The sequence below is a fragment of the Streptomyces sp. NPDC044044 genome (assembly GCF_056434405.1).
Map to the genome: position 1 here is coordinate 297,974 of NZ_JBWKFG010000007.1, position 24,773 is coordinate 322,746.

At 70.3% G+C, this 24,773-nt stretch carries 24 protein-coding genes; 11 read left to right on the forward strand and 13 right to left on the reverse strand.

Translation table 11 applies throughout. The annotated features are described in order from the left end of the window. The first annotated feature begins 75 nt into the window (after positions 1 to 75). Positions 76 to 891, forward strand: a complete 816-nt coding sequence (locus tag AC07AG_RS26950) for a methyltransferase domain-containing protein (protein ID WP_478758393.1) — start codon at positions 76 to 78, stop codon at positions 889 to 891. A gap of 88 nt (positions 892 to 979) precedes the next feature. Here AC07AG_RS26950 and AC07AG_RS26955 read toward each other — a convergent pair whose 3' ends face one another. Together AC07AG_RS26955 and AC07AG_RS26960 are read right to left on the reverse strand one after the other, a co-directional pair. After that, a complete protein-coding gene (locus tag AC07AG_RS26955; RefSeq protein WP_478758395.1) occupies positions 980 to 1,192 on the reverse strand; it encodes a hypothetical protein in 213 nt (70 codons plus the stop codon). 503 nt (positions 1,193 to 1,695) lie between these two features. After that, positions 1,696 to 2,658: an SDR family NAD(P)-dependent oxidoreductase gene (locus AC07AG_RS26960; protein ID WP_478758397.1), complete on the reverse strand. Its 963-nt coding sequence runs from the start codon at positions 2,656 to 2,658 to the stop codon at positions 1,696 to 1,698. Between the two features lie 420 nt (positions 2,659 to 3,078). Between AC07AG_RS26960 and AC07AG_RS26965 the strand changes: the two genes are divergently transcribed. Continuing rightward, positions 3,079 to 4,263: an alanine--tRNA ligase-related protein gene (locus tag AC07AG_RS26965; RefSeq protein WP_478758399.1), complete on the forward strand. Its 1,185-nt coding sequence runs from the start codon at positions 3,079 to 3,081 to the stop codon at positions 4,261 to 4,263. 143 nt (positions 4,264 to 4,406) lie between these two features. Here AC07AG_RS26965 and AC07AG_RS26970 read toward each other — a convergent pair whose 3' ends face one another. Then, complete coding sequence (locus tag AC07AG_RS26970) at positions 4,407 to 5,321, reverse strand: LysR family transcriptional regulator (protein ID WP_478758401.1); 915 nt, start codon at positions 5,319 to 5,321, stop codon at positions 4,407 to 4,409. A gap of 334 nt (positions 5,322 to 5,655) precedes the next feature. Here AC07AG_RS26970 and AC07AG_RS26975 point away from each other — a divergent pair, with 334 nt between their 5' ends. From AC07AG_RS26975 to AC07AG_RS26995, 5 genes are all read left to right on the forward strand, one after another. Then, positions 5,656 to 6,783 (forward strand): NAD(P)/FAD-dependent oxidoreductase, encoded by a 1,128-nt coding sequence (locus AC07AG_RS26975; RefSeq protein ID WP_478758775.1) that lies wholly within the window; start codon positions 5,656 to 5,658, stop codon positions 6,781 to 6,783. 101 nt (positions 6,784 to 6,884) lie between these two features. Further along, on the forward strand, positions 6,885 to 8,288 hold the full coding sequence (hglS, locus tag AC07AG_RS26980; RefSeq protein ID WP_478758403.1) for a 2-oxoadipate dioxygenase/decarboxylase: 1,404 nt from the start codon (positions 6,885 to 6,887) through the stop codon (positions 8,286 to 8,288). 39 nt (positions 8,289 to 8,327) lie between these two features. Beyond that, a complete protein-coding gene (gene amaB / locus AC07AG_RS26985) occupies positions 8,328 to 9,860 on the forward strand; it encodes an L-piperidine-6-carboxylate dehydrogenase (protein WP_478758404.1) in 1,533 nt (510 codons plus the stop codon). Positions 9,861 to 10,109: 249 nt separating this feature from the next. Then, a complete protein-coding gene (locus tag AC07AG_RS26990) occupies positions 10,110 to 11,462 on the forward strand; it encodes an ABC transporter substrate-binding protein (protein ID WP_478758406.1) in 1,353 nt (450 codons plus the stop codon). An 83-nt stretch (positions 11,463 to 11,545) separates the two neighbouring features. Further along, complete coding sequence (locus AC07AG_RS26995) at positions 11,546 to 12,700, forward strand: lipid II:glycine glycyltransferase FemX (protein ID WP_478758408.1); 1,155 nt, start codon at positions 11,546 to 11,548, stop codon at positions 12,698 to 12,700. A 15-nt stretch (positions 12,701 to 12,715) separates the two neighbouring features. Here the strand turns inward: AC07AG_RS26995 and AC07AG_RS27000 are convergent, their stop codons facing one another. From AC07AG_RS27000 to AC07AG_RS27030, 7 genes are all read right to left on the reverse strand, one after another. Continuing rightward, complete coding sequence (locus AC07AG_RS27000; protein ID WP_478758410.1) at positions 12,716 to 14,083, reverse strand: UDP-N-acetylmuramoyl-tripeptide--D-alanyl-D-alanine ligase; 1,368 nt, start codon at positions 14,081 to 14,083, stop codon at positions 12,716 to 12,718. A 151-nt stretch (positions 14,084 to 14,234) separates the two neighbouring features. Further along, the gene (gene vanX, locus AC07AG_RS27005; protein ID WP_478758412.1) at positions 14,235 to 14,858 is read right to left on the reverse strand and encodes a D-Ala-D-Ala dipeptidase VanX; all 624 of its coding nucleotides are present in this window, start codon (positions 14,856 to 14,858) and stop codon (positions 14,235 to 14,237) included. Continuing rightward, positions 14,851 to 15,918, reverse strand: coding sequence for a D-alanine--(R)-lactate ligase (gene vanA / locus AC07AG_RS27010; protein ID WP_478758414.1), 1,068 nt, complete (start codon positions 15,916 to 15,918; stop codon positions 14,851 to 14,853). Before vanA ends, vanX begins: the two co-directional genes overlap by 8 nt. After that, entirely contained in the window at positions 15,911 to 16,924 is a 1,014-nt protein-coding gene (locus tag AC07AG_RS27015; RefSeq protein ID WP_478758415.1) for a D-isomer specific 2-hydroxyacid dehydrogenase family protein, read from the reverse strand. The genes vanA and AC07AG_RS27015 overlap by 8 nt, the downstream gene beginning before the upstream one ends. A gap of 77 nt (positions 16,925 to 17,001) precedes the next feature. Then, on the reverse strand, positions 17,002 to 18,114 hold the full coding sequence (locus AC07AG_RS27020) for a sensor histidine kinase (RefSeq protein WP_478758416.1): 1,113 nt from the start codon (positions 18,112 to 18,114) through the stop codon (positions 17,002 to 17,004). After that, on the reverse strand, positions 18,107 to 18,775 hold the full coding sequence (locus AC07AG_RS27025; protein ID WP_478758417.1) for a response regulator transcription factor: 669 nt from the start codon (positions 18,773 to 18,775) through the stop codon (positions 18,107 to 18,109). Before AC07AG_RS27025 ends, AC07AG_RS27020 begins: the two co-directional genes overlap by 8 nt. A 128-nt stretch (positions 18,776 to 18,903) precedes the next feature. After that, entirely contained in the window at positions 18,904 to 19,863 is a 960-nt protein-coding gene (locus AC07AG_RS27030) for an endonuclease/exonuclease/phosphatase family protein (protein WP_478758777.1), read from the reverse strand. Positions 19,864 to 20,096: 233 nt separating this feature from the next. Here AC07AG_RS27030 and AC07AG_RS27035 point away from each other — a divergent pair, with 233 nt between their 5' ends. Beyond that, entirely contained in the window at positions 20,097 to 20,417 is a 321-nt protein-coding gene (locus tag AC07AG_RS27035) for a cupin domain-containing protein (RefSeq protein ID WP_478758419.1), read from the forward strand. Positions 20,418 to 20,427: 10 nt separating this feature from the next. Here AC07AG_RS27035 and AC07AG_RS27040 read toward each other — a convergent pair whose 3' ends face one another. Beyond that, on the reverse strand, positions 20,428 to 20,991 hold the full coding sequence (locus AC07AG_RS27040; RefSeq protein ID WP_478758779.1) for a cysteine hydrolase family protein: 564 nt from the start codon (positions 20,989 to 20,991) through the stop codon (positions 20,428 to 20,430). A 17-nt stretch (positions 20,992 to 21,008) separates the two neighbouring features. After that, complete coding sequence (locus AC07AG_RS27045; RefSeq protein WP_478758420.1) at positions 21,009 to 21,413, reverse strand: RidA family protein; 405 nt, start codon at positions 21,411 to 21,413, stop codon at positions 21,009 to 21,011. Positions 21,414 to 21,493: 80 nt separating this feature from the next. Here AC07AG_RS27045 and AC07AG_RS27050 point away from each other — a divergent pair, with 80 nt between their 5' ends. Genes AC07AG_RS27050 through AC07AG_RS27060 form a run of 3 tightly spaced genes read left to right on the forward strand, consistent with a single transcriptional unit; the run spans position 21,494 to position 23,458 of the window. Further along, positions 21,494 to 22,105, forward strand: a complete 612-nt coding sequence (locus AC07AG_RS27050) for a 2'-5' RNA ligase family protein (RefSeq protein WP_478758421.1) — start codon at positions 21,494 to 21,496, stop codon at positions 22,103 to 22,105. Positions 22,106 to 22,158: 53 nt separating this feature from the next. Further along, the gene (locus AC07AG_RS27055; protein WP_478758423.1) at positions 22,159 to 22,557 is read left to right on the forward strand and encodes an SHOCT domain-containing protein; all 399 of its coding nucleotides are present in this window, start codon (positions 22,159 to 22,161) and stop codon (positions 22,555 to 22,557) included. 37 nt (positions 22,558 to 22,594) lie between these two features. Then, the gene (locus AC07AG_RS27060) at positions 22,595 to 23,458 is read left to right on the forward strand and encodes a LysR family transcriptional regulator (protein ID WP_478758425.1); all 864 of its coding nucleotides are present in this window, start codon (positions 22,595 to 22,597) and stop codon (positions 23,456 to 23,458) included. 4 nt (positions 23,459 to 23,462) lie between these two features. On the opposite strand, the gene AC07AG_RS27065 is transcribed toward AC07AG_RS27060, so the two are convergent. Continuing rightward, complete coding sequence (locus tag AC07AG_RS27065; protein WP_478758426.1) at positions 23,463 to 24,725, reverse strand: cytochrome P450 family protein; 1,263 nt, start codon at positions 24,723 to 24,725, stop codon at positions 23,463 to 23,465. Positions 24,726 to 24,773 lie beyond the last annotated feature (48 nt).

The following is a 24,773-nucleotide window of genomic DNA, read 5'->3' on the forward strand; positions in this document are numbered from 1 at the left end:
GGGCTAGGGCGACCGGGGGGTATGAGTCCCCCGGGAGTGCACAGGAGGGGGACTCAAGAGGGGGACAATCGCTTCATGACGCGCTCTGCACCGGACGCCCACGACGACGGCGGCTATCTCCTCGACAACGCGCAGTCCGAGGCGGGCACCCGTTTCGACGCGCTCGGCGAGCTCTTCGACCCGACCACGTTCCGGCACATCGAAGCCCTGGGGATCACCTCGGGGTGGCGGTGCTGGGAGGTCGGCGCGGGCGGCCTCTCGGTGGTGACGTGGCTGGCCGACCGGGTCGGCCCCACCGGCCGGGTACTGGCGACCGACATCGACACTTCCTGGGCCTCCCGGGCGGCGGGAGGGGTCATCGAGGTGCTGCGCCACGACGTAGGCCGGGACGAACCGCCGGTGGGCGGCTTCGACTTCGTCCACGCCCGGCTGGTGCTGGTGCACGTGGCCGACAGGGAGCGGGCGCTGCGCGCTATGGTCGGCGCGCTGCGGCCCGGCGGGTGGCTGCTGGTGGAGGACGCCGACCCGGCGTCGCAGCCGCTGATCTGCCTGGACGAGTACGGCCCCGAGCAGGCACTGGCCAACAGATTGCGGGCCGGGTTCCGCTCGCTGCTCGCGGCTCGCGGCGCAGACCTGGCCTACGGACGCAAGGTCCCCCGGCTGCTGCGGGAGGCGGGACTGACCGATGTCACCGCGGACGCCTACTTCCCGATCACGTCACCGGCCTGCGATGTCCTGGAAGCGGCGACGGTACGGCAGGTGCGCGACAGGCTGGTGGCCGCAGGGCTCGCGACCGACGAGGAGATCGACCGGCACCTCGCGAGCGTCACGTCCGGCCGCCTCGACCTCACCACCTCCCCGATGATCTCCGCGTGGGGACGCCGACCGTAAAGGCGGGCAGCGGGAACGCGGCGGGCACGCGGTTCCCGGCCCGTCGGCCGCGTGGGGGGGCAGGAACCGCCTGGCAGACGGGGACCTCTCAGGACTCCACGCCACACCGTCGCGCGATGGCCTCCAGGCGTTCGAGTTCGCGCCGAGCCGCGGTCGGGTGGGCGAGGTCGATGGCCATCTCGGCGCGGGCACTGACGTAGTGGATGTCCTGGCGTGTGGCCGCGTCCAGGCCCGGGGCGGCCTGGAGTCGGCGGCACGTGACGTACAGGGAGAGCGCGACGTGATCGAGACGGTCCCGCAAGCCCGGGGAAGCACCTGGCGCAGTACGTCCTTGGCGTAGTCGCGTGCCTGCCTGTCCGCCTCGCAGGGGCGAGGCGGACAGGGAGCCCAGCGGAGGGCCGCGTCCCGGGCGTCGTCATACATGTCCGCCACCATGGCCCGTGCGGTGGTGGAATCGCCTTCAGCCGCGGAGTCGCGGGCCGATTCCAACAGGGACCGCAGTCGGGCGCGGACCTGAGGGTCCTCCCCCGTGCGGGCGTCCAGATAGCCGGACCACACGTCGAACGCCTTGCTCAACTCGGCGTCCGCCATGGCCTCGTACGCGTCCGGCACTCCGCCGCCTCTCCCGTCGGGCCGTCCCGGTACAGACGGCAGCGGTACACGATAGGGCGGTTGCTGGGGTCGCCGCCTGCGAATTTGCGGCCCCCGGGAACAGGATCTGACGCGGCCCGGGGACTAGCCGGACACAGACCTGACGCGGTGCCCCGCGACGTCCTCCGGGACTAGGTCGGGGCTAGGTCGGGGCTAGGTCGCCGCCGCGAAGGCGTCGATGCCCGTGAGTTCGGCCGACAGCTCCCACAGGCGCGCGGCCTGCTCGGGGTCGGTCGCGTGTGCGTGCACGCCGCCTTCCGAGCCTTCGCCGGCCGGCTCGGCGATGTCGCAGTCCTCGCAGTACACGCCGCCCATGCCCGCCAGCCGGGGAGAGGTCGCGGCCCATACCTGTGTCGCCGCGCCCTGCTCGGGCGTCTTGAAGGTGGGATCGGTCGGGTTGCCGCTCTCGTCGATCCAGCCCGCTTCGACCATCTCCGCCTTCGCGAGGTGGCGCTGCAGCGGGGTGAGGATGCTGCCCGGATGCAGCGCGAACGCTCTGACTCCGGCATCGCGGCCGAGCGCGTCGAGCTGCACGGCGAACAGCACGTTCGCCGTCTTGGCCTGCCCGTACGCCTGCCATCTGTCGTAGCCGCGCTCGAACTGCACGTCGTCCCAGCGCACTCCGGTGATGCCGTGGGCGCCGGAGGACACCGCGATCACCCGCGCGCCACCGGGGGCGATCGCCGGCCAGAGATGGTTGATCAGCGCGTAGTGACCGAGGTGGTTGGTGGCGAACTGTGCCTCCCAACCTGGGCCGACCCGCGTCTCGGGGCAGGCCATGACCCCGGCGTTGTTGATCATGATGTCGACCGTGCGGCCCGAGGCGAGGAACCGGTCGGCGAAACCGCGGACGCTCTCCAGGTCGGAAAGGTCGAGGTCGTCGGTCTCGACACCGTCGATGCCCTCGACCGCCTCCTGCGCGGCCGCCCGTCGCCGGGAGGGGACCACGACACGGGCTCCGGCACCGGCCAGAGCGCGGGTAGTCTCCAGGCCGAGACCCGAGTAGCCACCGGTGACGATCGCGGTGCTGCCGGACAGGTCGATCCCGCTCAGGACGTCGTTCGCGGTGCTCCGGGCACCGAAGCCCGATCCGATCTTGTGCTGAGGTGTCGTCATGGCGGAGACGCTAGGTGCTGGACCGCGCTCTAGGTCAAGGGCCGTTGACGGCGAACAGCATCGGCAGCCGTCGGCAGCGTTCCCCGCGAACCCTGTTGCCCCCCGCGTCGCGTCGCAGGCCCTCAGTTGATCACTCCTGCGGCCGAGGTCGGCAGGGGGTGTGCGAGTCCCCCTGGCGGAAAATCACGTGCAACCAAGATCTGCCCGCGTTATCGTCGGCCGCATGAACGTCAACGGCCCACACACCACCGCGACCGCGCGAGCGACCAGCTCGCCGGTTGCCGCCGCCTGACGGACTTCCCCCTTTCCACCGGCGACCGGACACGGTCCGCCGGTGGTTTCCGTGGCTCTGCCGCCTCGGTTCCGGTGTGCGGACCCGTCGTCCGGTGCCTCCCCGCTGCGTATGCGAAGGAGCCACCCATGAATTCCGGAACGATCACCACCGAAGACGTCGTCCGCACGTTCGTCGAGTACTACGAGGAGCGAGGACACCGCCGGATCACCGGTTCGACGCTGCTTCCGCCGCCCGGTGACCCGGTGCTCTTCACCACCTCGGGCATGCATCCGCTCACCCCGTACCTGGAGGGGCAGCCTCATCCGCTGGGCAGGCGTCTGGTCAATGTGCAGCGCTGTCTGCGCACCACGGACCTGGAGGAGGTCGGCGACTCCACCCATCTGACCGTCTTCGAGATGCTCGGCACCTGGTCCCTCGGCGACTACGAAGGCCCGCGGAGCCTCGACTGGGGTTACGGGCTGCTCACCGACGGGTTCGGCGTCGATCCGCATCTGCTGCACGCCACCGTTTTCGGCGGCGACGACCAGGTCGGGCCCGACACCGCCTCCCTGGAGCTGTGGCAGGACCGCGGGGTGCCGGTGGAGCTCACCGTCGAGGACAACTGGTGGTCCAACGGCTCCACCGGCCCGTGCGGCCCCGACTCTGAGATCTTTCTGTGGACCGGCGACACCCCGCCGGAATCGACGCCGACCGGTGACGACCGCTGGGTGGAGGTGTGGAACCACGTCATGATGCGCCACCGTCGCCTCTCCGACGGGTCACTCGTACCGCTCCCCCAGCGCAACATCGACACCGGGCTCGGCCTGGAGCGGCTTGCCTCGCTGCTTCAGGGGCGGACGTCGGTCTTCGAGAGCGACCTCTTCGACCCCTGGCTTCGGCTCATGCCGGGCCTGTGGCACATGGACGAGCCGTCGCTGCGGCTCGTCTGCGACCATCTGCGCTCGGCCATGGTGGTGATCGGCGACGGGGTACGCCCGGCCAACACCGGCCGCGGTTACGTGCTGCGCCGACTCGTGCGGCGGGTCCTCACCGTGCTGTGGCGGGACGACAACTCCTCGCGCGAACTTGCCGACCTGCCGGGTGAGTTGATGCAGCACACCCTGGATCACTTCAGCCAGGACGTGGATCCGGGCGATGTACGCCGGGTACTGATCGAGGAGGAACAGCGGTTCAGGAAGCTCCTGGAGCGGGGGCACCAGGTCCTGGCCCGGCCCCGGTTCCAGGGTTCGCTGGACGAGGAGGATTTCCACTACCTCCACGACACCCACGGTCTGCCACGCGACCTGATTCTGGCCTTGCGTCAGAGGTGAGAGGTCAAGGGTGAGAGGTCAGGGGGTGAGAGGTCAGAGGTGAGAGGTCTGGCCGCTCATGCCGGGAAGCCTGTCGGGGCGCGGTCGCCGCCCTCTTGTGCGCCCGGGGGCGAGCTCCCCGAAGGCGCCTCCCCCACAAGGACCTACGCGTGTGTGTCACGGCGCTGGTCGGCCACCGTCCGCAACACTGCGACCAGGGCCGCCACCGCCGGCCTGCGTTCGGCCGAGGCGCGGCACACCACGACGACATGCCGCTCGATCCGCTCGCGCAGCCGCACCACGTCGAAGCGTGAGGCGCGAAGGCCGAGCATCAGCTCGGTCACCGTGCTCACGCCGATGCCCGCCTCCACCAGGGCCAGGGTCGCCGCGGTGTCGGTGACCTCGTGGCGCACGTCCGGTTCGAGGCCCGCGCGGCGGCACGCGGTGCGCACGGCGCGGCCGTAGTAGCTGCCGGGTGACGGCAGGATCCACGCCAGGTCCCGGGTCTCGGCCAGGGCGGCGCGGTCGCGGCCCTCCATCCAGCCGGTCGGTACGGCCAGGGCGAAGCGCTCGCGGCAGAGCCGGGTCACCCGCAGAGCGGCGTCGCGCGGGATGGGCACGTCCGGGTAGTCCAGGCCGAGCGCGAGGTCCACGCCTCCCGAGGCGACGGCGTCGTACACCTCGTCCACGTCCATGTCACGGCTGTGCACGGCCAGTTCGGGGTGGGCCGCGTGCATCCGGCGCAGGGCGGGCGGCAGGATCTCGGCGGCGGCCGTGGTGAACAGGCCGACCAGCAGCGTGCCGGAGACCACGCCGCTGCCGCGCTCCAGCTCCTCGACGGCCTCGGCCTCCGTGGCCAGGATCCGCTCGGCGTGCCGGGCCAGCGTGATCCCGGCGTCGGTGAGCTCCACCCGGCGGCCCGCACGGCGCAGCAGCGGTGTGCCCGCGGCCCTTTCCAGTGCGGCGATCTGCTGGGATACGCCGCCCGGGGTGTATCCCAGGGCCTGCGCGACGGCGGTGATGGTGCCGCGCCGGGTCAGCTCGACCAGGGACCGCAGCTGGGAGCTCGTCCAATCCATGGAACGACCGTATAGAGATCCTCAAAGATCAGGAGCAGAAACCGTTCATGGACGTCAACGGTCGGCGTGCGTCACGATGACGGGCAGCCAGCTGATCAGCGTCCCTCAACTCTCTGAGCACGTTACTGACGGCCCATGCCGCACCCGTGAACTGACGCCTCTTCAGACCCGTCGGTACGGGCGCCGGCCTCTGGAAGGGATCGGCCTCTTGTCCTCCTCTCCGCGTCCGTCCTCATCCGCCTCTCCGCATCCGTCGACCTCTCCGCATCCGTCCTCCTCTTCCCGTCCGTCCACCGCCCCCGTCTTCCGCACCCCGCCGCCGACCGCCGATGTCGTGATCGTCGGCGGGGGCGTGATGGGCACATCCATCGCCTTCCACCTCGCCGAGGCGGGAGTGCGTGACATCGTCGTCGTCGAACGCGGCGAGCTCGCCTGCGGCAGTTCCGGGAAGCCGATCGGCGGGGTCCGCGCCCACTTCTCCGACCCGCTCAACATCGAGCTCGGCCACCGGAGTCTGCGTGCCTACCAGGACTTCCCGCACCGGCCCGGCGCAGACATCCGCCTGGACACCGTGGGCTATCTCTTCCTGCTCACCAGCGAGCGGCAGGCCGCGGAGTTCGCCGAGAGCGTGCGGCTCCAGAACAGCCTGGGCGTGCCGAGCCGCATGGTCGACGCCGACGAGGCCCGGCGCCTCTGCCCGTATCTGAGCACCGAAGGCCTCGTCGCCGCCGTGCACTCCCCCACCGACGGGCACGCTCGCCCCCGGCTTGTCGTGCACGGGTACGCCGACGCCGCGGCCCGTGCGGGCGTCCGCTTCGCCACGCGCACCCGCGTCACCGGCATGGACACGACCGGCGACCGTGTCAGCGCCGTGCACACCGACCGCGGCACCGTCGCCTGCTCCACCGTGATCTGCACGGCGGGCGCCTGGTCCGGCCGGATCGGCGCCATGGTCGGCGTCGACCTCCCCGTCCGGCCGGTGCGCCGCCAACTGGCCTTCACCGAACGGCTTTCGCCGTCGGCCCCGCGGATCCCCTTCACCATCGACTTCACCTCGTCCGCGTACTTCCACAACAGCGACGACGGGCTGCTGTTCGGCCTCGCCGACTCCCGCGAGGCCGAAGGCTTCGACACCACATGGACCCCGGAGTGGCTCGACCTGTTCCGGGACGTCGTACGCCGCCGCGCCCCCGCCCTCGCCACGATGCCGACCCTCGACGGGTGGGCGGGCCTGTACGAAGTCACGCCGGACCACAACGCGCTGATCGGCCGCTGCGGCGAGCTGCCCAACTTCCTTTACGCCACCGGGTTCTCGGGGCACGGTTTCCTCCAGGCCCCGGCCGTCGGCGAGGTCGTGCGCGACCTGTACCTGGAGCGCGAGCCGTGCGTCGACATCGCGCCGCTGAGCGCCGACCGTTTCCGGACCGGGGCCGCGAGCCGCCCCGAGGCCCACGTCGTATGACCCTCTCCCGCGCCGAAGCCCGGCTCCCATCCCGGCTCCCATCCCACCTCCCGATCCCTCGTCCCGACTCCATGTCCGAACACTCGAAAGGCAGACCTTCGATGATCAGCCAGTGGCAGCTGCGGGCCGCCTTCGCCGCACGGCTCTCGGAGATGTACGGGCGGGAGGTCCCCGCCTACAACACGCTCGTCGACGTCTCACGCGAGGTCAACGAGGACACCCTGCGCGCGCAGGGCGCCGACGCCGAACGGCTCGGCTCCATCAGCCGGGTCACCGCGGAACGGCACGGCGCCATCCGTGTGGGCACCCCCGCCGAACTGCGCCACGTCGCCCGGATCTTCGGCGCGCTCGGCATGCACCCGGTCGGCTTCTACGACCTGCGGGAGGCGGCAGCGAGCGCGGTGCCCGTCGTGTCGACGGCGTTCCGCCCGGTCGACGCGCAGGAGTTGGCGCGCAACCCCTTCCGGGTCTTCACCTCGCTGCTCACGCCCGCGGACCCGCGCTTCTTCGACGCCGAGCTGCGCTCCCGCCTGGAGACGTTCCTGGCCGGGCGCGAACTGTTCCCGCCGGAGCTCCTCGCCCTGGCCGACCGGGCCGGGAGCGAGCGTGAACTGCCCGAGGAGCAAGCCGAGCGTTTCCTCCATCTCGCCGTCCGGGCCTTCGAGTTGTCGGCGGAGCCGATCGACCGGGCCTGGTACGAGGAGCTGGAGAGGGTCTCCGCGGTCGCCGCGGACATCGGCGGCGTCCGCTCCACCCACATCAACCACCTCACCCCGCGCGTCCTGGACATCGACGAGCTGTACCGGCGGATGACCGAACGCGGCATCGAGATGATCGACACCATCCAGGGCCCGCCAAACTGGAAGGGCCCCGACCTGCTGCTGCGCCAGACGTCGTTCCGCGCCCTGGCCGAACCACGCGCCCTGCGCCTGGCCGACGGCAGCGTCACCCACGGCGCGCTCCGGGTGCGGTTCGGTGAGGTCGAGGCCCGCGGCATCGCCCTCACCCCCGCCGGCCGCGCGCTCTACGACCGCCTGCTGACCCTCGCCGACGACGAGGCCACCCGGCACCCCGCAGCCGACCGCACCGAACTGGCCCGCACACTGTGGGCCGCGCACGTCCCCGCCACCGAGCGAGAGCTCGCCGCGCAGGAGCTCGCCTACTTCACCTACCACGCCGCACCCGACCGCCCACGGGACGGCACCCAACCACCCGCGACCATCGTCGAGTTGGAGCGCCGGGGCTGGGTGCGGGCCGAACCCGTCGTATACGAGGACTTCCTGCCGCGCTCCGCCGCCGGGATCTTCCAGTCCAACCTCAGCGGCGAGGGCTCCCGGAACACCGAGCGGGAGGGCGCCTCGTACGACAGCGACTGGCTCTCCGGCGCCATCGACCGCGAGGTCCTCGACCCGTACGCCCTGTACGAGCAGCAGCAGCGCCTCTCGATCACCGAGGCCGGCCGCGAACTGGGCCTGGACCTGGACCTGGACAGCACGCGCCACTGAACCCCGGCACGCTTCGCCCCACCTCACCCAGGGAGCATCATGACCGGCACCACCACCCTGCCCGGCACCGACGACCTGCGCACCCGTGCCCGCACGAGCCTGCGGCGCATCGGCGTGACGGTCCCGGAGGGCAGCGACTTCCAGGCGCGTACGCCCATCACCGGCGAGGGCCTGTTCGGCCTGACCGCGGCGACCGCCGCCGACACCGAGGACGCCGTCGCCGCCGCCCGCGGGGCATTTCTCGCCTGGCGCACCACTCCGGCGCCCCACCGGGGTGAACTCGTGCGCCGTCTCGGCGAGTTGCTCCGCGAGCACAAGAGCGACCTGGCCGACTTGATCACCATCGAGGCGGGCAAGATCCGCTCGGAGGCGCTGGGCGAGGTCCAGGAGATGATCGACATCTGTGACTTCGCGGTCGGCCTCTCGCGCCAGCTCTACGGCCGCACCATCGCCTCCGAGCGCCCCGGCCACCGTCTCGCCGAGACCTGGCACCCGCTCGGCGTGGTCGGGGTGATCTCCGCGTTCAACTTCCCTGCCGCGGTGTGGTCGTGGAACACCGCAGTGGCGCTGGCCTGCGGCGACACCGTGGTCTGGAAGCCGTCCGAACTGACCCCGCTGATCTCCCTGGCCTGCGACCGGCTGCTGGGCCGGGCCGCGGAGGAGGTGGGCGCCCCGGGTGACGTGCACCGTCTTCTGCTCGGCGACCGCTCGGTGGGCGAACGGCTGGTCGACGACCCGCGCGTCGCGCTCGTCAGCGCCACGGGCTCCACCCGCATGGGCCGCGAGGTCGGGCCGCGCGTGGCGGCCCGGTTCGGGCGCAGCCTGCTCGAACTCGGCGGCAACAACGCCGCGGTCGTGGCGCCGTCGGCCGATCTCGACCTCGCGGTGCAGGGCATCGTCTTCGCCGCCGCGGGCACGGCCGGCCAGCGCTGCACCACGCTGCGCCGTCTGATCGTCCACCGCGACATCGCCGACACGCTCGTCGCGCGCCTGACGGCGGCGTACACCAGGCTTCCCATCGGGGACCCGTTCGACGAGGACACCCTCGTCGGGCCGCTCATCTCGACCGCCGCCCTCGACGCCATGCAGGACGCGCTCGCCCGCGTACAGGCACAGGGCGGCAAGATCCTCGCCGGCGGCAACCGGCGCCTGGCGGACACGGCGCCGCGGGCCGCGTACGCCGAACCGGTCATCGTCCGCGTCGACGAACAGACCGACGTCGTACGTCAGGAGACCTTCGCGCCCATCCTGTACGTCCTGACGTACGACACCCTGGAGGAGGCCATCGCGCTGCACAACGGCGTCCCACAGGGGCTCTCCTCCAGCATCTTCACCCGCGACCAGCGGGAGGCCGAGGTCTTCCTGTCCGCCGAGGGTTCCGACTGCGGCATCGCCAACGTCAACATCGGCACGTCCGGCGCGGAGATCGGAGGCGCGTTCGGCGGCGAGAAGGAGACGGGCGGCGGGCGCGAGTCCGGCTCCGACGCCTGGCGCGCGTACATGCGGCCTGCCACCAACACGATCAACTACTCCGGCCGCCTCGCCCTGGCCCAGAACGTCAACTTCCTCTAGACAGCCGGGACATGAGTGCGGCGCCTCTTGAGACGGGGCGGCCAAGAGGCGTGCGGGAGCTTCGGGGCATCTTCGGGCACCCCGCGGCGAGTTTTGTCAGATGCGTTGACGAACCAACTACCTGCTCCTAGCTTCGAGTCGCCGCGCTTCGTATGTCATATACGAGACGCGGTATGCCATACGCGGTGTACGCATGCCCTGAGTTGGCGTACCCGGACACAGTTCAGCGCCAGAGGAGGAGAGCCCGTCTTGAGTTCCCGCATCCGTAAGGGCCCACGTCGATCCGCCCCAGCAGCCATCGCCCTGTCACTCCTCCTCGGCATCACCGCCACCGCCTGCGGGGACGACGGCTCCGGCATCGCGGGCGAGGAGGGCAGCGAGGGCTCCGGCAAGGGGACCATCACCTTCTGGGACAACAACACCGCCGTGCGCCGCGGCATCTGGATGGAGATCATCAAGGACTTCGAGAAGAAGTACCCCGACATCAAGGTCGATTACGTCGGCGTCCCCGCCGAGAACGCCCAGTCCAAGTACGACAACTCCATCCAGGGCGGCGGCCTGCCGGACGTCGGCGGCGTCGGCGCCGCCATGCTCGCCGCGATCGCGGCCCAGGGCGCGCTGGAACCGCTGCAGGACCGGCTGGCCGCAAGCCCCCTGGACGGCGAGCTCAGCAAGAGCATGCTCGCGTCGACGACGTCGGCGGGCGGGACGTCGCAGCTGCTCATGGTCCCGACTTCCGCGAACAATGGCGTGCTGTACTACCGCACCGACCTCTTCAAGGCCGCCGGTCTGGACGCGCCGACCACATGGAGCAAGTTCTACGCGGCGGCGGACCGTCTGACCGCCGAGGGAGAGAACCAGTTCGGCTACACCATCCGCGGCGGTGTGGGCTCCATCGCCCAGGCCCTGGACGCGATGTACGGGCAGAGCGGCATCAAGTCCTTCTGGAACGCCGACGAGACGAAGACCACCGTCAACGCCCCGAAGAACGTCGCCGCCCTGGAGAGGTACACGGCCCTCTACAAGAAGACGACCCCGGCCGCCGACCTCAACAACAACTTCACGCAGATGGTCGCCCAGTGGGACGGCGGCCGGATCGGCATGCTCAGTCACAACCTCGGCTCCTACCAGGACCACGTGAAGGCCCTCGGCCCCGGCAAGTTCCGCGGCCTGCCGAACCCGAAGACGGCGGGCGGCAAGCGCGTCCAGGTGTCCAACCCGATCGACGGGCTCTCGATCTTCAAGACCAGCACCAAGAAGAAGGCGGCCTGGAAGTTCGTCGAGTTCGCCTCGTCGCACCGGGCCAGCTCCAAGTTCAACGAGTCCGCCGGTCTGATCCCCGCCAACAACAAGGCGGTCAAGGACGCCTGGGTCGAGAAGTCCGAGCCGACGCGCCTGGCCGCCGACGCGCTCAACTCCCCGGCCACCACGATCGTCCAGCTGCCGTACTACCTCCCGGACTGGAACACGATCTCCAAGGCCGAGAACGAACCCGCCTTCCAGAAGGTCATGCTCGGCAAGACCAGCGCGAAGGACTTCCTCGACGACCTCGCCGACCAGCTCAACACCGCACAGGCCGACTGGAAGCGGCAGAACTCCTGACATGAGCGCCTCGGCGGCGCATATCGTCGGCGTATCGAAAAGCGGATACGCGCCGGCAACACAGGGCCGAATTGACTGGCGCCATGTCATACCGCGAACCGGCACCCATGTCCCTCCCCGTGTCGCCGACCGTCGCGCCGATCAGCGACGCCGAGCACCTGGCCTTCGTGCGGGCACAGCGGTCGGTGAACTTTGTGCAGACCCCGGCGTGGGGGCGGGTGAAGACGGAGTGGCGCAGTGAGTCGCTCGGATGGTTCCACGGCGGGCGGCTCGTGGGGGCGGGGCTCGTCCTTCACCGGCCGGTGCCGGGTCTTTCGCGGTTCACGCTCGCGTATCTGCCGTGGGGTCCTGACATCGACTGGTCCGGGGACATCGGTGCGTGGCTCGACCCACTGGCCGCCCATCTCAAGGCCCGCGGCGCGTTCGCGATCCGGCTGTGCCCGCCGGTGCGGACGCACACCTGGGATGCGGCGCAGGTCAAGGACGGCGTGGCCGATCCGGGGGTGCGGCGGCTCACCGGACTGCCCGACGGGCACGCCGATCCGGTCGGTGCCGAGGTCAGCCGACGGCTCCGGGCGGCCGGCTGGCTTCCGCAGAGCCCGGAGGACGGGTTCGGTGCCGGGCAACCGCAGTTCACGTACGAGGTGCCGCTGGCGGGACGGTCCGAGGACGACGTCCTGAAGGCCATGAACCAGCAGTGGCGACGCAACATCAAGAAGGCCGCGAAGGCGGGGGTCGAGGTCACGGTCGGTGCCGCGTCGGACCTCGCGGCGTTCCACGAGCTCTACGTGCACACCGCCGAGCGCGACGGATTCAGACCGCGGCCGGCGGCGTACTTCGAGACCATGTTCGCGGAGTTGAGTGGCGAGGACCCCGGGCGCATCTCGCTCTATCTCGCGTGCCACGAGGGCGAGTTGGTGGCCGCCACGATCCTGGTGCGGGTCGGCGCGCACGCCTGGTACGTGTACGGCGCCTCGTCGACGGCCAAGCGTGAGGTGCGGGGTTCCCACGCGTGCCAGTGGGCGATGATCCGTGATGCCCTGGCGGCGGGCTGCGACGTGTACGACCTGCGGGGTATCCCGCCGACGCTCGACGCCGCTGATCCGCAGGTGGGCCTGATCCGGTTCAAGGTCGGCACCGGGGGGCGGGCGGTGCGGTACGTCGGGGAGTGGGATCTGCCGCTGCGACCGCTGGTCCACCGCGCCTTCGACCTGTACATGCGGCGGCGCGGGCGCTGAGCCCGCGCCACGCGGTCACCCGAGTGCGGCGGCCACCTCGTCGAGGCGGGCGCCGCGCGACGCTTTGACGAGGACGATGTCGCCGCCGGTCAGGATCTCGCGCAGCCAGGCGACGGCCGCCTGGCCGTCGGTGAACGCGAGCGCCCGCTCCCCCGCGGCGTCGGCGACGGGACGGGCGGTTCCGCCGACGACGGCCACCAGATCGGCGCGCGCGGCGGCGTATTCACCGACCGCTCGGTGTTCGGCCTCGCTGCCTGCGCCGAGTTCGAGCATCGCGCCGAGTACGGCGATACGGCGGCGGCCCGCGATGGCTGCGAGCGTGTCCAGGGCGGCTCGGGTGGAGTCGGGGTTGGCGTTGTAGGAGTCGTTGAGCAGGGTCGCGCCGCAGGCCAGGGTGCGCGGCTCCATGCGCCACCTGGACAGTGAGGCGGTACTGAGGGCCACCGCCGATGTGACCAGGGGGATGCCGGCCGCGAGTCCCGCCGCGGTGGCGGCCGCCGCGTTGACTGCCTGGTGGGCGCCCACGAACGGCAGCGCGACACGGGCCGATGCGCCCGAGGTGCGCAGCGTGAAGGTCGCCCGGCCCAGGCGGTCGAGGACCAGGTCCTGGACACGCACATCGGCGTGTTCGGCGCGGCCGAAGGTCAGGACCGGCCCGTCGGTCAGCGCGCGCATCGCGGCGACGCGAGGGTCGTCGGCGTTGAGGATGGCGGTGCCGCCGGGTGCGAGGCCGCGCACGAGTTCGCCCTTGGTCCGTGCGATGGCCGCGCGCGAGCCGAACTCCCCGATGTGGGCCTGGCCGACGTTGAGCACGACCCCGATATCGGGTGCGACCAGGCCGGTGAGGTGGGCTATGTCGCCGACGTGGCGGGCGCCCATTTCGAGGGCGAGGAAGCGGGTGTGCGCGTCGGCGCGCAGCATGGTCAGGGGCACGCCGAGCTCGTTGTTGTACGAACCGTGTGTGGCGACGGTCGGCCCCGCGCCCGAAAGGACCGCGGACAGCAGGTCCTTGGTGCTGGTCTTGCCCTGCGATCCCGTCACCGCGACGACGGTCAGCCGCTCGCGCAGCCGGGCCACGGCGTGGGCGGCGACCGTCTGCAGTGCGGCCGGTACGTCGTCGACGACGACGGTGGGCAGCGGTGTCGGCCGCGAGCCGAGCACGGCGGTCGCACGGGTGCGGCCGGCGTAGTCGTGACCGTCGACGCGCTCACCGGCCATGGCGACGAAGAGACCACCCGGTTCGCCGTGCCGGCTGTCGAGTACGGCCGGTGCGCTCACTGTGACGGTCGCGTCACCTGTGACCCGGCCGCCGACGAGCGCGGCGATCTCGGCGAGGGAGAGGGGGAGCGAGAGCGGGGCGAGGGATGGCTGGCTCTGAGTCATGGTCTCAGTCAAGGCGGCGGGGTGTTGCCGCCGCGTATGCGGTTCTCGATACGCCGGCGATACGTGGTGGGCTCTGGTGAGGCCCGCCCTCGCCGCTCGGCGTCCGGGGACGGGACGAGGCTCCGGGCGGACCGCCGGAGCCTCGCCGTATTCATCCCAGACTCACCTGGGTGATGGGAAAGTCGAAATAGGTGTCGGGGTAGGGCTCGTCCTTGAGCGTGTAATGCCACCATTCGCAGACGTAGGAGACGAATCCGCTGGCCTCCATGATGGAGCGAAGACTCCCGCGGTTGTCCGCCTCGGCCCGCGAGATTCCTTCCGCTCCGTGGTGCGAGACCGAGTCCATCAGATCGTGGTCGCTCCCCATGGCTGCGAGCTCACCGCTTTCCAGGTGGTACAGCGTCAGATCGACGGTACTGCCGCGGCTGTGGCCCGACTTGGCGGCCACGTATCCGTTCTCGAACATCTCGGGCCGGTCGATATTGGGATAGTGGCGGTGCTTGGTGCGGCCGTCCTCCGGCTGCTCCGACCAGCGCAGGAATGAGTCCACGGCGCGTTGCGGGCGGTAGCCGTCCCAGAGGAGCAGGCCGAATCCGTGCGCGGTCGCCTCTTCTCGTGCGGTCTGCAATGCCGCGCACAGGGCCCTGGTGCCGACGATGCGATTGGCCAGATATCCGGCGACCGGCTTTCCGGTGAAATTGTCCCAGGTGGCGTACTTGGCGTCCCAGCGGACCCCGGGCATGAACTCGTCCATGAAGACGAAGTCGTTACGCATGGGCCGGCTCCGTCGGGGTCAGGGACCGGTCCAGTGTCCCGGTCACCAGGCGGTCGATCACCGCGGACAGCGGAACCCCGGCGGCGGCCATCATCCGCGGATAGCGGCTGTACGAGGTCATGCCGGGGAAGGTGTTGACCTCGTTGAGTACGACCTGCCCGTCGTCCTTGAGGAACAGGTCCACGCGGCCGAGTCCGCTGCAGCCCAGGGCGCGGTAGACGGCCTTCGCCGTTTCCTGGACGCGCGCCCGGGATTCAGCCGGAATGTCGGCAGGGACGATCGGCGTCGAATTGTCGGAGCCGGTCTCGGGTTCGTCCTCCTGGTGGATCCGGAAGAATCCGTGGGACAGGGCGATGCGGTCGACTTCTCCCGCGGTCAGGTCCGTTCCGCCGCCCAGGATCGCGCAGCCGACCTCGCTGCCGACGACCGCCTCCTCGACCAGGACTTTCGTGTCGTACCGCCGGGCGATGTCCAGCGCGCCCCGCAGTTCTTCCGCATGCGCCACCTTGCTGACCCCGAAGGACGATCCCGAGCGGGCCGGCTTCACGAAGACGGGATAGGTGAGCCGTTCGGCGTCGATGTCCTCGCCCGCCGCGACCGTCCAGAAATTCGGCGTGGCGATTCCGGCGCCGGCGGCGACGACATAGGCGAGGGACTTGTCCATGCCCAGCGCGGAACTCTGGACGTCGCAGCCCACGTACGGGATGCCGGACAGCTCGAGCAGGCCCTGTATCGCGCCGTCCTCCCCGAGCTTTCCGTGCAGGACCGGCACCACGACATCCAGGCCGATCGTCTCGTACTTCCCCTGATCGAGGACGAGCAGTCCGTGCACGCCACGGTCCGGGGACAGCACGGCGGTCCGGTACGCGCCGCTCTCCCAGTCCGCGGCGGGGCCCTCGCAGAGTTTCCAGGCGCCGCCGCGCGTGATCCCGATGAAGTACGGCTCGTACGTGTCCGGGTCGAGGTTCCGCGCGATCTCCTGCGCGGACTTGATGGAGATGAGGTGTTCCTCCGAGCAGCCACCGAAGAGGATTCCGACCTGCAGCTTGGCTTTAGGCATGCTGATTCCTGCTTTCGAATTCCAGGCAGTTGGTGATCGAGTTCTCGACCGTGTCGCTCAGGGCACGGTCCGTGTAATACGCGGTGTGCGGACTGATGAACGCGTTCGGCATCTCCTGCAGCCGCAGCAGTGGCTTGCTGTCGATGGGCGCGCTCCGTCGGTCGACGTAGAACACGCCTTCCTCGCCCTCGACGACGTCGAGGGCGACACCACCCAGGCGTCCGTCCTCCAGTGCCGCGACCAGCGCGATCGAGTCGATGAGGGCACCGCGCCCGGTGTTGACCACGAACGCGCCGGGTTTCATCCGCCGGATGCGCTCACGGTCGAGAAGGTGGTGCGTGTCGGCGTTGAGCGGCGCGTGGAGCGTGACGACGTCGCTCGACCTCAGCAATTCATCGAGCGACACCTCGTCACCGGGGCCGCCGGGGTCACCGGATTCACCGGATTCACCGGATTCACCGGCACGATTTCCGTACGCCAATATCCGGCACCCGAAGGCGCGGAGCCTTTCCATGACGGCCGTGCCGATGCGCCCCGTTCCGACCACGCCGACGGTCAGGTCGCGCAGCTCTCTCCCTCGTACGTCGTGCAGACGGTAGTCGTGCACATCCGCGCGGCGGACGGTGGACTTGGCGTGGCGCACCGCCATCAGCAGCATCATCACCGTGTAGTCGGCGACGCTGTCGGGGGAATAGCAGACGTTCCCGACGGAGATGCCGACGCGGCCCGCATGATCCACGTCGATGTGGTCGTACCCGATGCTTCTCGTGGAGATGTAGGAGACGCCGAATCGGCTCAGCGCACGGAGTGTCGCCGGGGTGATCCTGGTCTTGTGTCCGACGCTGACGCACCGGTTTCCGGATGCCAGATGGGCGGTCTCCTCCGACACCGCGGATTCCGTGATCGTCGGCGTCACTCCGAATCGGGGCGCGAGATCCCGGAACCGTGCGGCTTCGTCCCGCCCGCATCCGAAAGCGGTGATTCCCACTGGTTCTCTGTAGGTCATGCCTCCATTCAAGGAAACACGGTGTTGCCGACGCGTATGCGGTTTTCGATACGCTGCCGATAAGTTGTCGGCCCGCTTTACCGGTGTCGACCCGGCGCAGGCGACTGCGGGTGCGTACGCGCGGGCAGTTGCACCGTGATGCGCAGGCCACCGGTGTCGCGCGGGGTGAGGGTGAGGGTGCCGTCGTGCACGCGCGTGATGGTGGTGACGATTGCCAAGCCGAGGCCGACGCCCGCCTGGTCGGCGTGGATGCGCTCGGTGGCCCTCTGGAATGGTTCGGTGAGCGTCGAGACCAGACGTGGAGTCAGTTTCTCGCCGGTGTTCTCGACTGTGAGCATCACGGAGCCGGGGTGGGCGCTGGTGGTAACCCACACCATGCCCTGGTCGGCCAGATTGTGGACGATCGCGTTGTGCACGAGGTTCATGGTCAGTTGCAGCAGGAGCGCAGGCGATCCGCTCGTGGGTGTGATGTCACCGCGGGTCTCGATGGTGACACCGTTCTTTTCCGCGAGGGAGAGCAGCGTTTCGGTGGCTTCTTCCGCCATGAGGGACAGGTCGACCTGTTCTCGGGTGAAGGACCGCTGGCCGGCTCGGCTGAGCAGGAGCAATGCTTCAGTGAGGTCGATCGCTCGGGTATTGACGGCTTGGAGGCGGGCAAGGAGTTCACCGGTGTCGTGTGACGGATCGGTGCGGGCCACGTCGAGAAGTGACTTCGAGATGGCCAGTGGGGTGCGCAGTTCGTGCGAGGCGTTGGCCGCGAATCTCCGCTGCTCGGCGACGTGTGCTTCAAGCCGTTCGAGCATCGCGTCGAAGGCGTCGGCGAGTTCGCGGAATTCGTCCTGGCGGCCGGGCAGCCGGATGCGGTGCGAAAGCGACCCTGTCGCGGCGGTGCGAGTGGCGTCCGCGATACGGGTCAGGGGGGCGAGCATACGGCCGGCGAGGACCCATCCGCCGAGGAGGCCGAACACCAGGAGGAACACCAGGACCGCGGCCGCGATGGGAGCGAAACCGCGCACCAAAGTGGTGCCCGGAGTTGATTTCCATGCCCCCTCTTCGTTGGTTTGCAACCACCCCTCTCGCAGGAGCCACCAGCCCACGGTGACGATCAGCAAGGCACCGGCGAGCATGAGGAATCCGGCGTAGCTGAGGGTGAGTTTGAGGCGGACGCTGAGGCCGGGGGATCTATCCACTGTCGCCTCCGATGCGATAGCCGACGCCGGGCACGGTGGCGATGATCCAGGGTTCGCCGAGCCGCTTGCGCAGCGCCGAGACGGTGATGCGGACGGCGTTGGTGAACGGGTCGGCGTTCTCGTCCCATGCGCGCTCAAGAAGTTCCTCGGCGCTGACGACACCACCCTGTGCGGCGATGAGGACTTCGAGTACGGCGAACTGCTTGCGCGTCAGCGCGACATAGCGGCCGTCCCGGTAGACCTCGCGTCGGAACGGATCCAGTCGCAGCCCCGCGATCTCTTGGACAGGAGGCCGGCTGTGGGCACGCCTGCGGTCGAGCGCCCGGAGCCTGAGGACGAGTTCCCGCAGTTCGAACGGTTTCGTGAGGTAGTCGTCGGCGCCGAGTTCGAAGCCGGACGCCTTGTCGTCGAGGCGGTCGGCCGCGGTGAGCATGAGGATCGGCATGCCGCTGCCGGAGGCGACGATGCGCTTGGCGATCTCGTCACCGGAAGGTCCTGGGATGTCGCGGTCGAGGACAGCGATGTCGTACGTGTTGATGCTCAGCATCTCCAGGGCGATGTCGCCGTCGCCCGCGAGGTCGGCCGCGATCGCTTCCAGGCGCAGGCCATCCCGGATGGCTTCCGCCATGTAGGGCTCGTCCTCGACGATCAATACACGCATGCTCTCGATGTTACGAGCGGGCACCTATCGTCCGCGTATCAAAAAAACCGCATACGCGCCGACAACACCGCGCCGCCGTTCATCACTGCACCGACGTCACGCCGTTCCTCGTCCGCGATCCGTCCCGGTCAGGGGGCGAAGGTGATCTCGGCAGCGAGGGGCAGGTGGTCGCTGCCGGTGGCGGGCAGCGTCCGTACGTGGGTGACCGTTGCCACGCGGGTCATGACGTGGTCGATCCGGGACACGGGGAAGGCGGCGGGCCAGCTGAAGGCGAAGTCCCGCCCCGATGTGTCCAGCCGTGTGGTGATGGGGGCAAGGCCGCGGTCGTCCACCGTGCCGTTGAGATCGCCGAGCGCGATCACTCTGTCCAGCTTCTCGGCGGCCAGCGCCGCGCCCAGCAGCCCGGCGCTCTCGTCCCGTCGGCCGGAACTGAAGCCGTGCCACTGCACGCGGACGGAGGGCAAGTGGGCCACGTACACCGCGACTTCGCCCCATGGCGTACGGGCCGTCGCCCGCACCCCGCGGTTCCAGTCCTTCCCGACCCCCTCCGGCCTGATGTCCACCGCCCGGACGTCCGTCAGCGGATGCTTCGACCAGACTCCGACCGAGCCCCGCACCGCCCGGTAGGGATACCGCGGCATCAGTTCCCTCTCGTACACCGGCAGCGCGGAGGGCGTCAGCTCCTCCAGGGCGATGAGATCCGGTTCGGGCCCGATCAGGGCTCGGGCGGTGCCCGCTGGATCGGCGTTCACGTCGCTGACGTTGTGCTGGACCGCCGTGATGTCGTGGGCGCCGCCTCCTTCGGCCGTCGCCACCCGACCGCCGAAGAGGGCGCCCCAGACCGCGGCGGGCAACAGCAGTGCCACCAGGGCGACGGCCGAGCGGCGCAGCAGGGCCAGGACGAGCAGAACGGGAACGGCCAGGCCCAGCCACGGCAGAAACGTCTCGACGAGGCTGCCGAGGCGGACGGCGGTGTTGGGCACGGCGGAGTGGAACGCCAGCAGGGCGGCGGTGAGGACGGCGAGCGACGCGAGGATCCGGCCGCGTGCCCAGGGGGACCGCCCTGTCGCCTCCGCGCCCCACCGCAGCCACTCGACTCGTCCCCGCCGCACCCTTCGCGCCGCGCCGTCGTCCTCTTTCGCCACCCGGTTCCCCCGTGTCCCCGCTCGCCCACCCGTAGCGCGACGTGCCGGGTAGGACGCCACCACCGGGTGATCAGGTTCCGGCGGCCGGATGCGGCGTGCGCGGGCGGCGGGAACACTGGGGGTGCGTGTGCCCGGACGCACGCGCGCACCTTCCGTTTCTGTCGAAGGGACACACCGTGGCGGATCTCTACGCCCTTGTCGCAGAGCACCTGGAGAAGGCCCGCACCGCCGCGCACGGACGCAGCGCCGAGCTGCTCCTGCACGACGGTCCGCTGCGGCAGAGCCTCATCGTGCTCACCACCGGAACCGAGCTCGGAGAGCACGACACGCCCACGGCAGCGACGCTGTTCGTCCTGCGCGGGCGGATCGGTCTCACCACGGCGGACGACACGCTCGAACTGGGCGAGGGCGAGTTCGCGCCCGTCCCGCACGAGCGCCACGGCCTGACCGCCCTGGACGACTCGGCCGTCGTCCTGACCGCCGTCACCGAGGTCTGAGCCGGCGGCCCTATCGCGGTGCGACGGCCTTGAGCCACTCCTCGACGGCGACGACCTCCGCCCACTGCGGGAACAGCTTCTCGGTCAGGAGTGTGTGCACTTCGGGGTCCAGGTCGACGCAGGCGTCCGCCAGAACGGTCAGCCCGAGGTCCCGGTCGTTGGCGTGGCACGCGGTGTGCAGCACCACGCCGCTGGTGGCGATGCCGGTGAGCACGAGGTTGTTGATGTCGCGCGCCCTGAGCACCAGGTCCAGGTCGCTGCCCGAGAACGCGCTCCCGCGCCGCTTGGTGACCACGGTTTCGCCCGGCCGGGGCGCGATGTCGGGGTGGATCTCGCTGCCGGGCTCACCCTCGATGTGCAGGCCTGCCCGCACGACGGCGGTGAGTGCCTTGTTGCGGGTGCTGACGTCAGGCCGGCCCGGTCGTAACGCGATGACCACGTAGATCACGGGGATGTCCGCCGCGCGGGCACCGTCGATCGCCCGGCGCAGGCGCGGCAGGTATCCCGAGCCGTCGTCGGCGAGGTCCACGATCTCGCGCTGGACGTCCATCACGAGGAGGGCACTGTTCGCCACGCCCGTCGTCCCTTCGTTCATGACCGCACCGCCACGGCATCCACCTCGAACAGCATCCCCGGCAGCGCGAGAGAAGCCACGCCGCTCAGTGTCTGGGCGGGGAACCGCTCGCCGAACCGGGCCTGCAGGGCCTTGCCCAGGATCTCCAGCTTGTCCAGGTCGTGGTCGACGACGAAGGTGCCGAGCCGGACCACGTGCTCGTACCCGAGGCCGACCCCCTCCAGGGCCGACCGCAGTCGGTCGAAGGCGAGATCCACCTGGGCGGCGAAGTCCCCGGGCACCGGGGCGCCGTTGGCGTCGGAGGCGTACTGGCCGCCGATGAAGACGAGTTCGCCGGGTGCCGATGCGGCATGGCTGTAGCCGAAGGGGGTCGGATCGTGGAGGGCGGCGGGGTTGGTGATCGTGCGCTGATCGGTCGTCATGTCTGGTCGAACATCGCGTGATGGCGTAGCCATTCCGCCGGTACGCAGGCAATCCCACGGCGGTGCGATCATGGCGCGTGATGAACGCCGATGACGAGTGTGACGGGCGGGAGCCCGCGGTGGACGGCGGGTGGCCGGACGTACCGGGTGAGACCGCCCTCACGATCAAGGTCCCCGAAGCCGACCCGCTGGTCCGGGCCGGGTTCCCTGCCCATGTGACGGTGCTCTACCCCTTCGTGCACGAGAGCCGTATCGATGCCGCGGCCCACCGTGAACTGTCCGGGCTCTTCGCCGGGCACGACGCCTTCACCCTGACGTTCGCCGAGTTCGCCCGCTATCCCGGCGTCCTCTACCTCGCCCCGTGGCCGCACGCCCCGGTCACGGCTCTGACCAAGGACCTCACCGGGCGCTGGCCCGAGGCGGTGCCCTACCGGGGGATATTCGAGCCCCCGCTCGCCCCGCATCTGACGGTCGCGAACAGTGAGGGCCCCGCGACCCAGGACGCCGCCTACGACGCGTTGCAGGCCGAACTGGAGCCCCTTCTGCCGCTGAACTGTCGCGTCCGGGCGGTCCACCTCATCGTCTGGGACGGCACGCGCTGGCGGGACCACGCCGCGTACGCACTCGGCCGCCGGCCGGGAAAATGTCCTGCCGCCCGAGATGCAGTAGGCCCCTTTCAGCGATATGCCTGACTCACCGGACTTGGTTCCGCGACCTCGCGGACCCGGTGAAAGGGGCATCCGCCGTGGACGACTACCCGCTGCTGAATCTCTTCCTGACGATGCTGTATCTCTTCCTGTGGATCATGTGGTTCTTCCTGCTGTTCAAGGTGATCACGGACCTGTTCCGTGACCACACGCTCAGCGGATGGTGGAAGGCGGGCTGGCTCATCTTCGTGCTCGTCCTGCCGTTCCTCGGGGTCCTCGTGTACCTCATCGCCCGTGGCCGCAGCATGAGCGAACGGGACGTGGCTCAGGCCAAGGAACAGGAACAGGCGTTCCGCAGCTACGTACAGAAGGCGGCGGGCTCCGGGCCGGGCGGCGGCGGCCACGTCGACGAACTGGCGAAGCTCGCCGAGCTGAAGAAGAGCGGTGACCTCACCGCCGAGGAGTACGAGAAGGCCAAGGAGAAGATCCTGGCCTGAGGGCCGCTGCCGCCCGCCGCGGTTATGCTCCGGAAGCATGACCATCGAGCTGCGGCATCTGCGCGCCTTCCTCGCCATCGCCGAGGAGGGCAACGTCACGCGCGCCGCCGCCCGCCTCCATCTGAGCCAGCCCGCGCTGTCCCGCACCCTGCGCCAGCTGGAGGACCATCTGGGCGCCCGTCTCGTGGACCGCTCCACCCATCACCTGGAGCTGACCGTCCAGGGGCGTACGTTCCGCGACAAGGCGGCTGCCGCGCTCGCCGCCGTCGAGACGGCCCTGGATCCGCGGGGGCTGCGGAGGTGGCCGCTGCGCCTGGGCCACACCTGGGCCGCCCTGGGCGACCACACCGTCCCACTGCTGCGCCGCTGGGACGAGACGCACCCCGGTACGCCGCTCGAGCTGTTCCGCATCGACGACCGCACGGCGGGCCTCACCCAGGGCAAGGTCGACGTGGCGCTGCTACGCGGTCCGGTCGCCGCGGCCGGGCTCTGCACGGAGCTGCTCCTTTCGGAGGAGCGGGTGGTGGTCATGCCGGCCGACAGCCCTCTGGCGTCGCTCCCCCGGGTCACTCTGGCGGATCTCGCCGCCCATCCGATCGCCCTCAACACCGTCTCCGGCACGACGACGATGGATCTGTGGCCGACGGCGGCCCGCCCGGTCGCGACCATCGAGGTGACCAACACCGACGAGTGGCTCATCGCCATCGCCGCGGGCCGCGCCGTCGGGGTCTCCACGACGGCCACCCCGAGCCAGCACACGCACCCCTCGCTGGTCTTCCGGCCGCTCCCGGACGCGCCGCCCGTCCCCGTCACGCTGGCCTGGCGCGCCGGGCTCGGGCACCCGGCCATCCCGGACCTGGTGGCCCTCGCTCACCAGGTCATCGCGGCCACCGCCCGCTGACGGCTCAGGGCCGCGGGGCGCGCAGGCGCACGGGAAGTTTCTGCACGCTGTTCCCCACGAAGGAGGCGTGGCGGGGCAGTTCGGGTTCCGGGGTCGCGAGGTCGAGGTCGGGGAAGCGGCCGAACAGCTGCTCCAGGGCGATGGTCGCCTCCATGCGGGCCAGCGGGGCGCCCATGCAGAAGTGCGCGCCGTGGCCCAGGGAGAGGTGCCGGGTGGTGGTGTTGTCACGGGTGATGTCGAAGCGGTCGGCGTCGGGGCCGTGGGCCTGCTTGTCGCGGCCTGCCGCGGAGTATCCGGCAAGGACGGGGGTGCCCTGGGGGATGACGGTGCCGTCCAGCGTGAGGTCGCGGGTCGGGTAGCGGAAGGGGAAGTAGCTGACGGGGCTGTCCCAGCGCAGGGTCTCCTCCACCACGTCGGCCCACGCCACCTTTCCTGCCTCGGCCAGGGCGAGCTGGTCGCGGTGGGTGCACAGGGCGCGTACGGCGTTGGTGATCAGGTTGAGGGTGGTCTCGTGCCCGGCGATGATCGTGAGCATCAGGGTGCCGAGCAGCTCGTGCGGGCTGAGCCGGTCGCCGTTCTCCTCCCGGGCCGCGATCAGGGCGGTGGTGAGGTCGTCCCCCGGGTTCTCGGCGCGGGCGGCGGCGACGGCGCCGAGTACTTCCACCATCTCCTTGTTGGCCGCCATCGCCTCTTGGGGGCCGATGTCGGTGGCGACGATCTGGTTGGACAGGTGGTGCAGCCGGTCGTGGTACTCGGCGTCCACGCCCAGGAGTTCGCAGATGACGCCCATCGGCAGCGGAAGCGCGAAGTGTTTGCGCAGGTCGGCGACGCCGTCACCGGCGGCGGCCGCCTGGTCGAGGCCGTCGAGCAGATCGGTCGTCAGGGCCGTGATCCGCGGCTGGAGTTCCGCAACCCGGCGCGGGGTGAACGCCTTGCCCATCAGGGAGCGCAGCCTGCGGTGGTCGACGCCGTCGGCGGTGGTCATGCCCTGCACCGTCGCGAACGTCTTCAACGGCCAGCCGTCGGGTATCTCGCCGGCCTGCAGGGCGGCGAAGTGCTGGGCGTTCTTGGCGACATCGGGGTGCGCGAGGAACTCCTTGAGCGCGTCGTGGCCGAGGACCGCCATGCCCTGTACGTCGCCGGGCAGGACGGCGTGGGTGACGGCGCCGCGCGCCAGAAGCCGGGCATTGTCCGCGTGCGGGCAGCCGCCGGCCGGGTCGAAGCGGTGCGGCTGGTCGGCTGCGGTGTTCACCGGTGACGTGTTCAACGGGGCTCTCCTGGTCGAGGGGGCGGGTCGGCTGCGGCGAAGGACGCG

Excerpts from the sequence above, each read along its gene's own strand:
- AC07AG_RS26950 (WP_478758393.1), top strand. The coding sequence starts at position 76 with ATGACGCGCTCTGCACCGGACGCCCACGACGACGGCGGCTATCTCCTC.
- AC07AG_RS26960 (WP_478758397.1), bottom strand. The coding sequence starts at position 2,658 with ATGACGACACCTCAGCACAAGATCGGATCGGGCTTCGGTGCCCGGAGC.
- AC07AG_RS26965 (WP_478758399.1), top strand. The coding sequence starts at position 3,079 with ATGAATTCCGGAACGATCACCACCGAAGACGTCGTCCGCACGTTCGTC.
- AC07AG_RS26970 (WP_478758401.1), bottom strand. The coding sequence starts at position 5,321 with ATGGATTGGACGAGCTCCCAGCTGCGGTCCCTGGTCGAGCTGACCCGG.
- hglS (WP_478758403.1), top strand. The coding sequence starts at position 6,885 with ATGATCAGCCAGTGGCAGCTGCGGGCCGCCTTCGCCGCACGGCTCTCG.
- amaB (WP_478758404.1), top strand. The coding sequence starts at position 8,328 with ATGACCGGCACCACCACCCTGCCCGGCACCGACGACCTGCGCACCCGT.
- AC07AG_RS26995 (WP_478758408.1), top strand. The coding sequence starts at position 11,546 with ATGTCATACCGCGAACCGGCACCCATGTCCCTCCCCGTGTCGCCGACC.
- AC07AG_RS27000 (WP_478758410.1), bottom strand. The coding sequence starts at position 14,083 with ATGACTCAGAGCCAGCCATCCCTCGCCCCGCTCTCGCTCCCCCTCTCC.
- vanX (WP_478758412.1), bottom strand. The coding sequence starts at position 14,858 with ATGCGTAACGACTTCGTCTTCATGGACGAGTTCATGCCCGGGGTCCGC.
- vanA (WP_478758414.1), bottom strand. The coding sequence starts at position 15,918 with ATGCCTAAAGCCAAGCTGCAGGTCGGAATCCTCTTCGGTGGCTGCTCG.
- AC07AG_RS27015 (WP_478758415.1), bottom strand. The coding sequence starts at position 16,924 with ATGACCTACAGAGAACCAGTGGGAATCACCGCTTTCGGATGCGGGCGG.
- AC07AG_RS27025 (WP_478758417.1), bottom strand. The coding sequence starts at position 18,775 with ATGCGTGTATTGATCGTCGAGGACGAGCCCTACATGGCGGAAGCCATC.
- AC07AG_RS27045 (WP_478758420.1), bottom strand. The coding sequence starts at position 21,413 with ATGACGACCGATCAGCGCACGATCACCAACCCCGCCGCCCTCCACGAT.
- AC07AG_RS27050 (WP_478758421.1), top strand. The coding sequence starts at position 21,494 with ATGAACGCCGATGACGAGTGTGACGGGCGGGAGCCCGCGGTGGACGGC.
- AC07AG_RS27060 (WP_478758425.1), top strand. The coding sequence starts at position 22,595 with ATGACCATCGAGCTGCGGCATCTGCGCGCCTTCCTCGCCATCGCCGAG.